Here is a 13,918-nt window from a genome sequence, read left to right on the forward strand (position 1 = left end):
GCCTCTCGCCGGGTTTAGCGGATAGCTCACCGGGTATTCCAGCAATCGTTGTCATTCTTCACAACTGCGTCATCGACCCCGCGATTTGTGCGCAAACCCGTCGCGTCGAGAACGAAGGTTCCACACGCGTCGTCACGCATAGGCCCCGTCTCCACGGGCCGGGCTTCCAGTGAATATCCTCCGTTGGTATCGTCTGCCGGGAGCGCGCGTAGCCGATAGACGGCCGTCCCGAGCGGCGGAGCCTGATCGAGACCAGGCGGTAACGCGGTCGCGTCATTGCTGACTGCTGCTTCCACGAACTGGGCCGCGCGATACAACGCCGATGCTGCATCCACCCGGCGACTTCGCGCCACGTGACTTTGATATGAGGGCACGGCAAACACCGCGAGCGTTGCTGCGATAGCGATTGCAATGACCAGTTCGAGCAGCGTAAAGGCGGTAACTCGCGAGTTCATGCTGACCTCCGTTCAGTACGGTCTTGCGGCGACGCGCCGCCAATGACGCTCTGTTCTCTCGCCGTCGATTACGATTTCAAGCTGCAGCCACGCCTGCGTGTCTGGGGTCGCACCGAAACCGCGCGCGGTCAGCAGAAAAGCCTGCGCTTCCGGGCGGCTTCCCAGTTGCCATGCTTCAACGAGACATTGGGGGGGCCGGCTCGAGCCGGACCATTGCGCAACGGGCGTGAAGGCGTTTGCTTCGAAAGTCGCCTGGCGCTTCCATGCAACGGGTTCCCCGACGACAGCGGGAACGACCGGTGTACTGCTTGTCGTCAAGGTTTGCCCGCATAACGTCAACGCCGAATCTGCGGCGTGAAAGGCTTGAAGATAGTCGTATATGTTCGTCGTATTGCGCGCAGCGACGAGCGACGTCTCGAACCAGATGGCCGACGTCGTCAGCATCATTGACGAGATCAGTAGCACCAGCGGCAACGCCGCGCCGCGCAGGTGCGCGAAGTGACAGCTACGGCGCGAGATATGTCCGGTGAAGCCCCCTGTCATTGCGACACCTCTTCGTTGTTGCGCACGGCGACGCGACGCCAGAACGTCTGCCTTGAACGCGTATCGGTGCCGAGACTGGCGACGCCGTCGCAATCGACATAGCGCATACGTCGACCGAGCGGTGCACCCTGCACCAGCACGCAAAGGTCGACCGCCACGATCCTGGACCACTGGTTCGACGTGATTGCGGATGCGTCAAGCGGTTGCAGCGCGCCAGCAGGCCAGTACCTGATCCGCAACTGCTCAACGCCTTCGACGAGCGGCTGTCCGTAGCCCGGCCGCCCGTTACCTTCGCAGTAGAGTTCGGTCTCGCTGGTTGATCCGCTTTTGTTCGCGTAAAACCGGTTGGAGACCAATACGCCAGACGCGCCCTCGCTGGCCACCGAGCCTTCCACCGCTTGACCGAGGCAGTCGGTTGTCTGGCCGGTGGCTGAAGGCCAAGTGGATATGCTGTCGCCGACATAGCGGATGACGATCCCGTCCGAGTGGCTCGCGAGCGCCTCGCAGCCGGGACTCTCGTCGCCACCCGTGGGACGCCCACCCGAGCAGCCGAATAGTGCCGGCGCTGCGTTCTCGGGACTGGCGTCGACTGGCGTGAATCCGGCCATCTGGATCTGCTGCCCGAGCAGTGTCAGCGACACGACGCCGGCTTCGTTGATATGCGTCGCGTCGCTCGCGCGCGTAAAAGCGTCGCGCTGCGACCGATAAAGCGACACGGCACCTGCCGTCACCATCAGGCCAAGCGCGGTCGCGATCATCAACTCGAGCAGCGTGTGACCACGCCTCAGATATCGGCGCCGCTTCATTTCGCAAACGCTATTGCGCTGCAGGACATGCCTGGCGCAGCCGTGATGTCACCGCACGAATCAGGCACGTCGATCACCTCGCCCGACCTGCGCGCCTCCCGCAGCGCGGTCCACGTCACGCGTGCACTCGACATTCCGGCAGCCTGCACGCTGACCGACGCTTCGCCCTTCGGTAGAATGCTCGCGACACGCGCCTGCCATTGAGTCGCGTCAAAGCCACTCGCACCAGGCGCACGCATCGCTTCAACGATCGAGTCGGCGACGAATACCGCCCGCTCGCGCGCCGCCGTCGCATTCGCATGACGCGCAATCCAAAGTTGCGTTGCGATTAGAGCGAGCGCGGTCACGGCGGTTAGCGCCACGGCGAGCATCACTTCGATCAGCGTCCCGCCTGAACAACATCTCGCGTTCCGGCGCGTCACGACGCCGTCCCACTGCAAGGGCCCTCGGCGCTGCGTGCGCGACCGCCAGCGGCAATGCGCACACAACGTCGCCAGCGGGACCCGCCTGTTGCCGCCGATGGCGTGCGTGGCGCAATATCGAGGCTGCGAAAGCTACCGATGATCTGACCGGCCGGCGGAGTAAAAGCAATATCGGTTAATGTTCCGGTCACGCTGACCGCGGCAAGTTCTGGTTGCGCGCGCAACACCGACTGCCCTCCCGCTCGCTCGATCATCACCGCCCATCCGCATGACCAGTCCAGCGATCCATTCGCGCAGGCCTTGCTCGCTGCAAGGCATTGGCGTGCCGCATCGATACGACAAACCGTCACCCGCGCGCCGCGCCTGAGAGCCTCGTTACGCGCATAGGCGAATGTCGAGACGAGCGCCTTCGCGCGCGCATCGACCTGATCGCGTACATGCCATGCGACGAACGCCGGCGTTGCCATGACGGCGATCACCGCGAGCAACACGACAACGACCATCAATTCGACGAGCGTGAAGCCACGTCCACCAGATCGTCTAAAGACATTCAGTTTCATCTGCATTCCTGATTGATCAAAGAATGCACACAATCTACTGAGGCCTCAACGCAACGACAATCTGCCGAACGGCCAGGTAGCGAACGGGCGCTAGGGCACGCCAGAATTCAGGCGTAACGGAAACTGGACGGGATGAAAAATGCGGATGCGCGAAGACTCAGCGCTTGCGGGAAGGTTTGCCTGGAGCCGCGGCGGGTGTGGCCATGCGGCGAAACTCCTCGATCACGTCCTCGAATTCGGACACGTCCTCGAAGCGCCGGTAGACCGATGCAAAACGGACATAGGCAATCGTGTCGAGCCCGCGCAGTTCGTTCATGACGAGCTCACCGAGCCGGTCACTACGCACTTCGCGCTCGCCGCTGCCCAGCAACTGGTACTCGATGCGGGCGACGGCCGCGTCGATCGCGTCCGCTGCAACCGGGCGCTTGCGCAGCGCCAGTTGCATGCTCGCGACGATCTTGCGTCGATCGAATTCCGTGCGGCTGCCGTCCTTCTTGACGACCGATGGCAACGCCAGCTCGACCCGTTCATACGTCGTAAAGCGTTTGTCACAGGCCGGGCAGCGACGGCGCCGGCGAATCGCGGCGCCGTCTTCCGACACGCGGGAATCCACCACCTGTGTGTCGTCGTGCCGGCAGAAGGGGCAGCGCATGGCCTGTTAGCGATAAACCGGGAAGCGTTTCGTCAACTCGGCAACCTGCCCGCGTACGCGTTCGATCGTGGCTGCATCTTCCGGGTTGTCGAGCACGTCTGCGATCAGGTTGCCGACCTGCTCGGCTTCCTTCGGGCCGAAGCCGCGCGTCGTCATGGCCGGCGAGCCAAGACGCACACCGCTCGTAACGAACGGCTTTTCGGGGTCGTTCGGGATCGCGTTCTTGTTGACCGTAATGTGCGCTGCGCCGAGCGCCGCTTCCGCAGCCTTGCCGGTAATCTTCTTGGCACGCAGATCGACCAGCATCACGTGGCTTTCGGTACGGCCCGACACGATGCGCAGACCGCGCTTCACGAGAGTTTCCGCGAGCACGCGTGCGTTCTCGACGACCTTTTGCTGGTATTCCTTGAATTCCGGCGACAGCGCTTCCTTGAACGCGACGGCCTTGCCGGCTATCACGTGCATCAGCGGACCGCCCTGGATGCCCGGGAAGATCGCCGAATTGATCTGCTTCTCGAATTCGGCCTTCATCAGGATCACGCCGCCGCGCGGGCCGCGCAGGCTCTTGTGGGTGGTCGTCGTGACGAAATCGGCGTGAGGCACCGGGTTCGGGTAGACGCCCGCGGCGATGAGGCCCGCATAGTGCGCCATATCGACCATCAGGTATGCGCCGATCGATTTCGCGATTTTCGACAGGCGCTCAAAGTCGATGCGCAGCGAGAACGCCGACGCGCCGGCCACGATCAGCTTCGGCTTGTGTTCCTGGGCGAGCTTTTCGGCGGCGTCATAGTCGATATCCTCCGCCTCATTCAGGCCGTAGCTCACCACGTTGAACCACTTGCCCGACATGTTGACGGGCGAGCCGTGCGTCAGGTGGCCACCGTGCGCGAGGCTCATGCCCATGATCGTGTCGCCCGGCTTCAGCATGGCGAAGAACACGCCCTGATTCGCCTGCGAACCCGAGTTCGGCTGCACGTTGGCGGCTTCGGCGCCAAAAATCTGCTTCACGCGGTCGATCGCCAACTGCTCGACGATGTCCACGTATTCGCAGCCGCCGTAGTAACGCTTGCCGGGATAACCCTCAGCGTACTTGTTGGTCAGCTGCGAACCTTGCGCGGCCATCACAGCCGGGCTCGTGTAGTTTTCCGACGCGATCAGCTCGATGTGATCTTCCTGACGGCGGTTTTCCTGCTCGATCGCCTTCCAGATTTCGGGATCGACGTTGGCGATGGTGCTTTGGGCTCTGTCAAACATACGGTTTCCGTTAAGTGTTTTCAGGTTGACCGGATCGTGCGCCGAATTTCATGTAGAAAGCGTAGCGTTTACGCGGCGCTGCTGGCGACTGGGCCAGCCTTGGACGTTGCGGATGAAGAGGCGCCGCACACGCGAGGCAGGACAGCCACCGGCAGCGCAAACGACGGCGCGCGGATCTTGGCTGCCCAGGCGAACGGCAAAACGGCACCCTGCGCTTCACGGTGGGTGGCTCCACCTTGAACCCCCGAGGGTTCTATCGCCAGTCACGCAGGGATGAGCGCGTTAGTGTATTGGAAGCGCATCGAATAGGCAACCGCCGCGGGCAACGGCTTGCGGCGGCCGCCCGGGGGGCCAAACCGGGCGGGGAGACAGCCTTTTTGGGCCATGGTCTTCCTTGCCGCAGCGCCGCATTGGAAGTAGGCTTTGCACCTTCCTTTTTTCTCCTCCGACCAGGGAACAGCAATGATCGTCTTCGTTACAGGGGCGTCCGCCGGGTTCGGCGCTGCCATCGCCCGCGCTTTCGTCAAGGGTGGCCACAAGGTCGTCGCCACCGCGCGCCGCAAGGATCGCCTCGACGCGCTCGCCAGCGAGCTCGGCGACGCGCTTCTGCCGCTCGAACTCGATGTCCGCGATCGTGCTGCCGTCGAGGCCGCGCCCGCTGCACTGCCGGCAGAATTCGCCGGCATCGACGTGCTCGTCAACAACGCCGGGCTCGCGCTCGGCCTCGAGCCCGCGCAGCGCGCGGAGCTCGACGACTGGACAACCATGATCGACACCAATTGCACCGGCCTCGTGCAGGTGACCCGTGCCCTGCTGCCTGGCATGGTCGAGCGCAATCGCGGGCATGTGTTCAATCTCGGCTCGGTGGCAGGAAGCTGGCCGTATCCGGGTGGCAACGTATACGGCGCGACCAAGGCCTTCGTGCGCCAGTTCAGCCTGAATCTGCGCGCCGACCTGGCCGGCACGGCCATCCGCGTGACGGACATCGAGCCGGGCCTGTGCGGCGGCACCGAATTCTCGAACGTGCGCTTTCGCGGCGACGACGAAAAAGCGGCCAACGTGTACCAGAACGTTCAGCCGCTGACCGCGGAGGACATCGCCGATTCGATCTACTGGATCGCAACGCGCCCGGCGCACGTCAACATCAACACGATCGAGCTGATGCCCGTCGCGCAGTCGTTTGCCGGGCTGAGCATCCATCGCGGCTAGGTCACGCCAGGCGGAACGTGCCCCCGAAATCACGGGGGTGGCGTGCGTTCCGGTAAAATGCGCGGTATGGATATGTCTACCAGCCATCCCGGCACCGAAATCGGCTTCACCTGGCCGATCCGGGTGTATTACGAAGATACCGACGCCGGCGGCATCGTGTTTTACGCGAATTACCTGAAGTTTTTCGAGCGCGCGCGCACCGAATGGCTGCGAGCGTGCGGCGTCGACCAGGCCCGGCTTACGGATGAAACCGGCACGATGTTCATTGTGCGTAGCGCTGCGCTTGATTTTCGCGCTCCAGCCCGCCTCGACGACGTCGTGACGGTCATCAGCCGGATCGAGCGCCTGGGCCGCGCGTCGGTCGATTTCGCGCAGGAAGCCTGGCGTGAAGGTACGCTACTTGCTATGGGGAGCATCCGGGTCGGTTGCGTCGATCGGACCGCGATCAAGCCCATCGCCATTCCTCCGCCGGTCCTCGCTGCGTTGCGACGCGGACCCGGGCAAACTGGAACCGGTTTGTCAACCGCAGGCGCCTGAGTACCGTTGTTACGGGGCCAGTGAACTCGTATCGATCACGCAACACAAAGCATGGTTCGGCCAGCGCTTCGCCGAGGCTTCCGGTTTCCCCGCGGAAAGCTTCGATGAGCCCTTCAGCCGGACGCCCCTTCCGGGACGTTACAGCGAACCTATATGAACACTACACAAGATCTGTCGATCATTTCTCTCGTTCTTAATGCGAGCCTGCTGGCGCAGGCAGTGATGGCCCTGTTGCTGCTGCTGTCGGTAATGTCGTGGACTTTCATCTTCCGCAAGTGGTTTGCAATCCGGCGCGCGCGCGCGCAGACCGAGCGCTTCGAGCGCGACTTCTGGTCCGGCGGCGACCTGCAGGCGCTGTATCAAAGCGCTGCCAACAACCGTCACACGATCGGCGCGCTCGAGCGGATCTTCGAGTCCGGCATGCGTGAATTCCTGAAGGGCAAGGAGAAGCGTCTGAACGATCCGGGCGCGATTCTCGACGGCGCACGCCGCGCAATGCGCGCCGCGTTTCAGCGCGAAATGGACGTGCTCGAAGCGAATCTTGCGTTCCTCGCCTCGGTCGGCTCGGTCAGCCCGTACATTGGCCTGTTCGGCACTGTTTGGGGGATCATGAATGCGTTTCGCGGCCTCGCGAACGTTCAGCAGGCAACGCTCGCCAATGTCGCGCCCGGTATCGCCGAAGCGCTAACCGCGACGGCCATCGGCCTCTTCGCCGCAATTCCTGCGGTGGTCGCCTACAACCGCTACGCGCACGATATCGACCGCCTCGCGATCCGCTTCGAGACCTTCATCGAAGAGTTCTCGAACATCCTGCAGCGCCAGGCGCACTAAGGAGTCCACGATGGCCGGTTCCTCCCGTTCAAGCATGCGTGGCGGCCGCTCACGCCGCGCCATGGCCGATATCAACGTCGTGCCGTACATCGACGTGATGCTCGTGTTGCTCGTGATCTTCATGGTGACCGCGCCCCTTGTCGCACCATCGATCGTCAATCTGCCGACAGTCGGCGGCGCAGCACCTCAGCAGCAGACGCCGCCTGTGATCGTCAATATCCGCGCCGACGGCAAGATGAGCGTCAAGTACAAGGACGACGCCGGCACCCAGCAGCAGGAAGACATGACGAAGGCCGATCTGAACAGCTTCATCACCGACCGCGCACAGACCCATGCCGATCAGCCGGTCGTGATCGCCGCCGACAAGACGGTCAAATATGAAGTCGTGATGAACGTGATGTCCGACCTGAAGTCTCGTGGCGTCAAACGCGTTGGATTGCTCGTCAAATCGCAATGACCCGGAAGAACTCCGCCTATCCGCTCCGGCCACCGCGAGAACGCGGGACGTGGCGCGCATTCGTGCTCGCGCTGCTGATGCACGTGCTGCTCGGGTTCTTCCTGTATCACGGCATTCACTGGCAGAACAGCACACCCGCCGGCGCCGAAGCCGAGCTGTGGACCGAAGTGCCCGACACGTCGGTTCCGCGGCCCGTACCGCCTCCGCCCGCTCCGGTCGCCCCTGCCCCGCCGGTTCAGAACGAACAGGCCGATATCGCACTGCAGGAAAAGAAGCGCAGGCAACAGGAAGCTGCGCGCGAGGCCCAGCTGGCCGAACAGCAGCGTCAGAAGTTGCAGGCGCAGCAGGAAGCGGAAGCCAAACGCCAGCAACAACTGGCGCAGCAGCAGGCCGAGGACCTCGCCGCACAGAAGGCTGCGGCAGCGAAGCAGAAGCAGCAACAGCAACTGGCCGACAAGCTGAAACAGCAGCAACTGGCCGAACAGCAGAAGCAGCAGCTAAAGCAGCAGCAGGACGAAGAGAAGCAGGCGCAGGCTGAAGCGCAGAAAAAGATCGACGCGGAGAAAGCGGCCAGGGCGAAGGCGCAAGCCCAGGCCGAAGCGCAGTCGAAGAAACTCGACGAGGAACGCCGCGCCCGTCTGGCGCAGATGCAGGGCATGGCCGGCGGCGAAGGCTCGACGGGCAATGGTCTCGCGAAGAGCGGCACCGGCAGCGGCGCGGGCGGCACGGCGGCGTCGCCGGGCTATGCAGAGAAGGTGCAGCGCCGGGTGCGTCCGAACATCGTCTGGGCCGGCGACACGCAGGGGCTCGAAACCGTCGTCGCGGTACGCTGTGCGCCGACCGGTACACTCCTGAGCGCAACGATCACGCGCGCCAGTGGCAACGGCCAGTGGGACGACGCGGCGCTGCGCGCCGTCCAGCGCTCCGATCCAATGCCACTCGACGTCAACGGCAAGACACCGGCCAGCTTTACGATTACGTTGCGGCCGGCAGGTTGACGGCAGATGCGGCGCCCCGCCAGGCGGGGCGCACTCGGGAACGAATCGTTCGTTTTCGGGTCTCTCTGCTGTCGTAAAGTGTTAGAAAATCTGTTTTTGGAGAATCCATACAGCATGAGTTTGATGACCAAGTCAGGCCTGAGGGTGCTCCTGGCGTCGTGCCTGATCGCGGCGGGCAGCAGTGCAAATGCGCAGCTCAATGTCCTTGTTACGGGCGTCGGGTCCACCCAGTTTCCGATCGCGACGGCGAATTTCGCCAATGAAGCGAATTCCCCTCAGCAGGTCAGCACGATCGTGCGGCAGGATCTGCAACGCAGCGGCAAATTCACCAATATCGATGCTGGCAGCGCTCCCGTTTCGGAAAACGATTCCGTCGACCTCGGCAGCTGGAAAGCCAAGGGCGCGGACGCATTTGTCTCGGGCAGCGTGAACCGCCTGGCGAACGGCCAGTACGAAGTCCGTTTCAAGCTCTACGACACCGTCAAGCAGCAGAGCCTCGGGGGCCTCGTGCTCGTGAGCCCGGAAAGCGGCCTGCGGATGAGCGCGCACAAGGTCGCCGACTACATCTATGCAAAGCTGATGGGCACGCGCGGCGCGTTCGCTACCCGTCTCTCGTATGTCATCAAGACGGGCGGCCGGTACCAGCTGCAGGTCTCCGATTCGGACGGTCAGGACGCGCACATCGCACTGTCGAGCCCGGAGCCGATCATCTCTCCGGCATGGTCGCCGGATGGCACGAAGGTCGCGTACGTCTCGTTCGAGAAGAAGAAGCCGATCGTCTACATCCACGATCTGCCTACGGGCCGACGCATCATCGTGTCGGACCAGAAGGGCAACAACAGTGCGCCGGCGTGGTCGCCTGATGGCCGCACGCTCGCCGTCGCGCTCTCGCGCACCGGCAACACGCAGATTTTCGCCGTCAACGCAGACGGTAGCGGTCTGCGTCGCCTGACGCAAGGCAGCTCGATTGATACCGAACCCGCCTTCTCTCCCGACGGACAGTCGATCTACTTCACGAGCGACCGCGGCGGCGCACCGCAGATCTACAAGATGCCGGCCCAGGGCGAAAGCGCGGGTCCGGCGCAGCGCGTCACGTTCACCGGCAGCTATAACACGAGCCCGCGCGTGAGCCCGGACGGCAAGCAACTCGCGTACATCTCGCGCACGGGCGGCGGCTTCAAGCTGTTCGTTCAGGACCTGCAGTCCGGCGCGGCAACGGGTCTTACCGACACAACACATGACGAATCGCCCAGCTTCGCGGCGAACGGTCAGTACATTCTTTACGCCACTGAGGTAAACGGCCGTGGCGTGTTGGCTGCGGTGTCGACCGACGGTCGTACCCACCAGGTCCTGTCCGTTCAGGGCGGCAGCGTTCGCGAGCCGTCCTGGGGCCCGTTTATGCAATAACATTTAGGCAATAACACACAAGGAGAGTTACAAATGATGTCCAAACTTCGTATCGCATTTGCCGTATTGATGGTCGCTGCGTTGGCCGCATGTCATTCGGGTGTCAAGCTGGACGAAAACGCCAACAAGGGCGCAGTCGGCACGCAACCAAACCCGAACGCGGTTGCGCAGGTGAACGTCGATCCGCTGAACGATCCGAACAGCCCGCTCGCCAAGCGCAGCGTCTTTTTTGATTTCGACAGCTACTCGGTACGCGACGACTACCAGCCGCTGCTGCAGCAACACGCGCAATACCTGAAGAGCCATCCGGAACGCCACGTCCTGATCCAGGGCAACACCGACGAGCGCGGCACGAGCGAGTACAACCTGGCACTCGGCCAGAAGCGTGCTGAAGCCGTGCGTCGTTCGCTGTCGCTGCTGGGCGTGCCCGATTCGCAGATGGAAGCCGTGAGCCTCGGCAAGGAAAAGCCGCTGGCGACGGGTCATGACGAAGCGTCGTGGGCACAGAACCGCCGCGCCGATCTCGTCTATCAACAGTAACGGATCATGAGCCGAATGACGCACCGTTTCTCCTGGCTGCGGGTTGCCGCAGCGGCCTGCGTGGCGGGCTCGGCCTTGATGGCCGCACCCGCGCATGCTGGCATGTTCGACGACGATCAGGCTCGTCAGGCGATCCTTGACCTGCGCGCCAAGACCGACAGCCTGTCGAGTCAGTTGTCCGCCGCGCAACGCACAATCCTCGATCAGTCCAATCGTCTCGACCAGCTGAATCAGCAGGTCGCGACGCTGCGCGGACAGAACGAGGACATGGCTAACCAGCTCTCCGCTCTGCAAAAGCAGCAGAAGGACTACTACACCGACCTCGACGGCAGGTTGAAGAAGTACGAGCCGCAGCAGCAGACGGTCGACGGTGTGCAGGGGGAAGTGCAGCCGGGTGAGACGGATGCGTTCAACACCGCTTCGCAGCAGTTCCGCAGCGGTGATTTCAAAAACGCAGCAGCGTCGTTCCGCGCTTTCATCTCGAAGTATCCGCAGAGCCCTTATCAGCCGACCGCGCAGTATTGGCTCGGCAACGCACTGTATGCGCTGCGCGACTACAAGGGCTCGACGGCGACGTGGCAAGGCGTGGTGAAGAACTATCCGCAGCATCCGCGAGCACCGGAAGCGTTGCTTGCGATTGCGAACAATCAGCTCGAACAGGGACAGAAGGCAGCCGCCCGCAAGACCCTCGAGCAGATCGTGGCGCAATATGGCAATTCTGACGTCGCACAGTCAGCACAAAGCAAGCTGTCGCAGATCAAGTAAGGCAGCTCTTTCGCAGCACAGCGCGTAGCACTGGCCCTGGCCTTGTTCACCGCAGCGCGCGCCTCTCGCCGGAAAGCCCGGAGCATTGATTGCTCCGGGCTTTCCTTCTTTCGCCGCCCCGTACGGCCTGTTGACAGCCACGCGATCATCTCGCTATAATTTTCGTCTCTTTTGGGTCGTTAGCTCAGCTGGTAGAGCAGCGGACTTTTAATCCGTTGGTCACAGGTTCGAATCCCGTACGGCCTACCAAAGATTCCTGTTGTAAAACAAAGGGCCTGCGCAAGCAGGCCTTTTGTTTTTGCGCTTCAGGTGCCCCAGGGAGGCAGCAATGACTGCGGTCCATTTCGGTCGACCGCATCACGCTACCGTTGACTGCGCCCCACTGCTGCCGGATGCGGACAGTTTTTTCAGTGATCCGCGCTCCGGTCCATTGGGTCTGCGGCCAACCGACACCCGGCCCATTGCCGCCACGACGTCACGAGGTACGTGCCGTTCCGTGTTGTGACCGGTCGCGAAGCCGCGAATAAAACCCAGGGCTACACGTTGCTCCACTCACTACCGGAGCAGCCCATGAGCCGTTACCACTCGTATCCCGTCCGTCGTCCGGCCGTCGTCACCGCTCCTCACAAGGAGGTGTGACATGGCCAGCATCTATCGTCACCGTAACGCGTGGCAGGCCAGCGTCACCGTCGCCGGCACCAACAAAAAACAGAACTTCCGCACCCGCAAGGAGGCCGAGACCTGGGCCGCGCAACTGCACGGCGAACTCCAGCAGGCGCATGCGCCACTGCTCGGCGGGCCCGCGAAGGCAACCGTTGGCCGCACGCTCTATGAATACGCTCACCTCTATACCATCCACAAGCGCGGCGCGAAGCAGGAAATCAACCTCATCAACCGCTACCTCTTGGCAGCCGGCCTGCCGACCCTGCAGCTGCAGGTCACCGAACAGGGCGGTGTCGACCTGACCGATGCGCCGCCTGCGACGGAGCTGCCTTTCAGCTTCGCAGGCCTTCGCGCAAAGCGCGCCGCGTCGCGTGAAAAGACCAATGCCTTTCGGGCCGGGCTATCCGTTCTGCCGGTCGTACAGGTGAGCGCACAGACGATGCTCAGGTTCATGTCCGCGATGCGCAAGGACGGACTCACTGACAGTACCATCCAGAAGGAACTGGCACTGCTCAAGCACGCGTTCAACTGTGCGCAGAAACACTGGAACTGGGCGGGATTCGAAAACCCGATGGCAAACATCGCGGTTCCAAAGGGGGGCCCGGGCCGCTGCGCTGTCCTCGACGAAGACGCTGAGCTGGCGCTGTTCGACGCGCTGGGTCGGTGCGACAACCCGTTTATCCTGCCCATCGTGCAGTTCGCGATTGAAACCACCAGCCGGCGAGGCAGTCTGCTGAGACTGCGCTGGCGCGATGTCGACCTCCCTGGGCGCACCGCGACCCTGCGGCTCACAAAGGCCGGCGAAAACCAGATAGCCCCGCTCACGCAGCGCGCAGTCGAAATCCTGTCCCGCCTTCCGCGCGACGATGACGACGCACGCGTCTTCCCGATGACCGCCGACGCGCTCGACTCCGCCTGGGACCGCGCAACCACCGAGGCGGGACTGCCGGACCTGCGCTTTCACGACCTGCGACATGTTGGCACCACGCGTCATGCGCGGCGGCTGCGCAATCCGCAGATGCTCGCATCACCGGTCACAAGACGGACGCGATGCTCGCGCGCTACACGCACCTGTTTGTGGATGACGTGCTTGATGCACTCGATGCCACCGAGCCCTCGTTGACGCCGCCCTTGCCAACCGACCTGCGTGGGCAGTCGGCCAGCAAGGCGCGCGCGGCGACACAGGCGCGGCGGCTCAATGCGCGCCCATGCGGAAGAGGACGCATCCGTGCCCGGGACAGCCGAACCCACACCGGACGCACAACCCGCCCCGCCTTCTGTCAATACGCCTGGGACAACCGGAAGTATCGTCGCGGTCGATTTCCGAAACCGTCGGCGCGCCGACTGACACGACGCACGCGTGACATTTCAGCACGGCTCCGCAAGAGCAGGGGCCGTGCTTTTGGCGTGGTATCCGTCACGCACCTGGAGTAGACCTGACGAGCGGACTATAGTGGTCTCAATGACCTGCGACATACGGAACAGATGTGAACCCGTCTCACGGCAAACTGCCTGATATCCCGATGCAGGACGCCGGGCCGCGTGCGCAGATGGAGCGGCGCAAGGCGCTACTGCAGCTTCTGGAGATGGGACAGAGAGACATCGATGCCGGCAACTTTCGCGACCTTGCCGAGTTTCTCGACGAACTGGATGGCGAGGACCCTGACCAGAGCGTGCCAGCATAAACCGGGCGAAGGAAAAAATGTATGGGACGTTTTACACCGGACGCCTGTTGTCGATGATTGCAAGACTCGGTCGGAGCGCACTCGCACGCCTGCGGCGCCACTAGCCCGGCAATCAGTCCACGCGGCAACCCATG

Annotated in this window: 17 protein-coding genes, 1 tRNA gene and 1 riboswitch; of the genes, 11 read left to right on the top strand and 7 right to left on the bottom strand. The window is 63.0% G+C overall.

Going from position 1 to position 13,918, the window contains the following annotated elements; all coding sequences use genetic code 11:
- Window positions 1–26 precede the first annotated feature (26 nt).
- From B0G77_RS03240 to glyA, 7 genes are all read right to left on the bottom strand, one after another.
- Entirely contained in the window at window positions 27–455 is a 429-nt protein-coding gene (locus B0G77_RS03240) for a type IV pilin protein (RefSeq protein WP_133660819.1), read from the bottom strand.
- A gap of 12 nt (window positions 456–467) precedes the next feature.
- The gene (locus tag B0G77_RS03245; RefSeq protein ID WP_243750918.1) at window positions 468–998 is read right to left on the bottom strand and encodes a hypothetical protein; all 531 of its coding nucleotides are present in this window, start codon (window positions 996–998) and stop codon (window positions 468–470) included.
- Complete coding sequence (locus B0G77_RS03250) at window positions 995–1,804, bottom strand: PilW family protein (RefSeq protein WP_133660820.1); 810 nt, start codon at window positions 1,802–1,804, stop codon at window positions 995–997. Before B0G77_RS03250 ends, B0G77_RS03245 begins: the two co-directional genes overlap by 4 nt.
- A complete protein-coding gene (locus B0G77_RS03255) occupies window positions 1,801–2,226 on the bottom strand; it encodes a hypothetical protein (RefSeq protein ID WP_243750919.1) in 426 nt (141 codons plus the stop codon). Before B0G77_RS03255 ends, B0G77_RS03250 begins: the two co-directional genes overlap by 4 nt.
- Window positions 2,223–2,792, bottom strand: coding sequence for a GspH/FimT family pseudopilin (locus B0G77_RS03260; RefSeq protein WP_133660822.1), 570 nt, complete (start codon window positions 2,790–2,792; stop codon window positions 2,223–2,225). Before B0G77_RS03260 ends, B0G77_RS03255 begins: the two co-directional genes overlap by 4 nt.
- A 151-nt stretch (window positions 2,793–2,943) precedes the next feature.
- Complete coding sequence (gene nrdR / locus B0G77_RS03265) at window positions 2,944–3,438, bottom strand: transcriptional regulator NrdR (RefSeq protein WP_133660823.1); 495 nt, start codon at window positions 3,436–3,438, stop codon at window positions 2,944–2,946.
- Window positions 3,439–3,444: 6 nt separating this feature from the next.
- Window positions 3,445–4,692 (bottom strand): serine hydroxymethyltransferase, encoded by a 1,248-nt coding sequence (glyA, locus tag B0G77_RS03270; protein ID WP_133660824.1) that lies wholly within the window; start codon window positions 4,690–4,692, stop codon window positions 3,445–3,447.
- Between the two features lie 176 nt (window positions 4,693–4,868).
- A riboswitch (ZMP/ZTP riboswitch) is annotated at window positions 4,869–4,969 on the bottom strand.
- Window positions 4,970–5,154: 185 nt separating this feature from the next.
- Here glyA and ydfG point away from each other — a divergent pair.
- The 11 genes from ydfG to B0G77_RS03330 all read left to right on the top strand — a co-directional run bounded on the left by ydfG (window position 5,155) and on the right by B0G77_RS03330 (window position 13,784).
- A complete protein-coding gene (ydfG, locus tag B0G77_RS03280) occupies window positions 5,155–5,901 on the top strand; it encodes a bifunctional NADP-dependent 3-hydroxy acid dehydrogenase/3-hydroxypropionate dehydrogenase YdfG (RefSeq protein WP_133660826.1) in 747 nt (248 codons plus the stop codon).
- 57 nt (window positions 5,902–5,958) lie between these two features.
- Window positions 5,959–6,438 carry a tol-pal system-associated acyl-CoA thioesterase gene (ybgC, locus tag B0G77_RS03285; RefSeq protein WP_133664023.1) on the top strand — a complete coding sequence of 160 codons (480 nt, stop codon included), beginning with the start codon at window positions 5,959–5,961 and terminating at the stop codon, window positions 6,436–6,438.
- A 153-nt stretch (window positions 6,439–6,591) separates the two neighbouring features.
- Complete coding sequence (gene tolQ / locus B0G77_RS03290; RefSeq protein WP_133660827.1) at window positions 6,592–7,269, top strand: protein TolQ; 678 nt, start codon at window positions 6,592–6,594, stop codon at window positions 7,267–7,269.
- Window positions 7,270–7,279: 10 nt separating this feature from the next.
- Window positions 7,280–7,726 carry a protein TolR gene (gene tolR, locus B0G77_RS03295; RefSeq protein WP_133660828.1) on the top strand — a complete coding sequence of 149 codons (447 nt, stop codon included), beginning with the start codon at window positions 7,280–7,282 and terminating at the stop codon, window positions 7,724–7,726.
- Complete coding sequence (gene tolA, locus B0G77_RS03300; protein ID WP_133660829.1) at window positions 7,723–8,724, top strand: cell envelope integrity protein TolA; 1,002 nt, start codon at window positions 7,723–7,725, stop codon at window positions 8,722–8,724. Before tolR ends, tolA begins: the two co-directional genes overlap by 4 nt.
- Before the next feature lie 114 nt (window positions 8,725–8,838).
- On the top strand, window positions 8,839–10,131 hold the full coding sequence (gene tolB, locus B0G77_RS03305) for a Tol-Pal system beta propeller repeat protein TolB (RefSeq protein WP_133660830.1): 1,293 nt from the start codon (window positions 8,839–8,841) through the stop codon (window positions 10,129–10,131).
- 33 nt (window positions 10,132–10,164) lie between these two features.
- Complete coding sequence (pal, locus tag B0G77_RS03310; protein WP_133660831.1) at window positions 10,165–10,671, top strand: peptidoglycan-associated lipoprotein Pal; 507 nt, start codon at window positions 10,165–10,167, stop codon at window positions 10,669–10,671.
- A gap of 15 nt (window positions 10,672–10,686) precedes the next feature.
- On the top strand, window positions 10,687–11,436 hold the full coding sequence (gene ybgF / locus B0G77_RS03315; protein ID WP_133664024.1) for a tol-pal system protein YbgF: 750 nt from the start codon (window positions 10,687–10,689) through the stop codon (window positions 11,434–11,436).
- Window positions 11,437–11,609: 173 nt separating this feature from the next.
- Window positions 11,610–11,685 (top strand) — tRNA-Lys (locus B0G77_RS03320).
- Between the two features lie 391 nt (window positions 11,686–12,076).
- Complete coding sequence (locus tag B0G77_RS03325) at window positions 12,077–13,222, top strand: site-specific integrase (RefSeq protein WP_133660832.1); 1,146 nt, start codon at window positions 12,077–12,079, stop codon at window positions 13,220–13,222.
- A gap of 364 nt (window positions 13,223–13,586) precedes the next feature.
- The gene (locus tag B0G77_RS03330) at window positions 13,587–13,784 is read left to right on the top strand and encodes a hypothetical protein (protein WP_133660833.1); all 198 of its coding nucleotides are present in this window, start codon (window positions 13,587–13,589) and stop codon (window positions 13,782–13,784) included.
- The last annotated feature ends 134 nt before the right edge of the window (window positions 13,785–13,918 follow it).

This window comes from Paraburkholderia sp. BL10I2N1 (genome assembly GCF_004361815.1).
GTDB lineage: Bacteria > Pseudomonadota > Gammaproteobacteria > Burkholderiales > Burkholderiaceae > Paraburkholderia.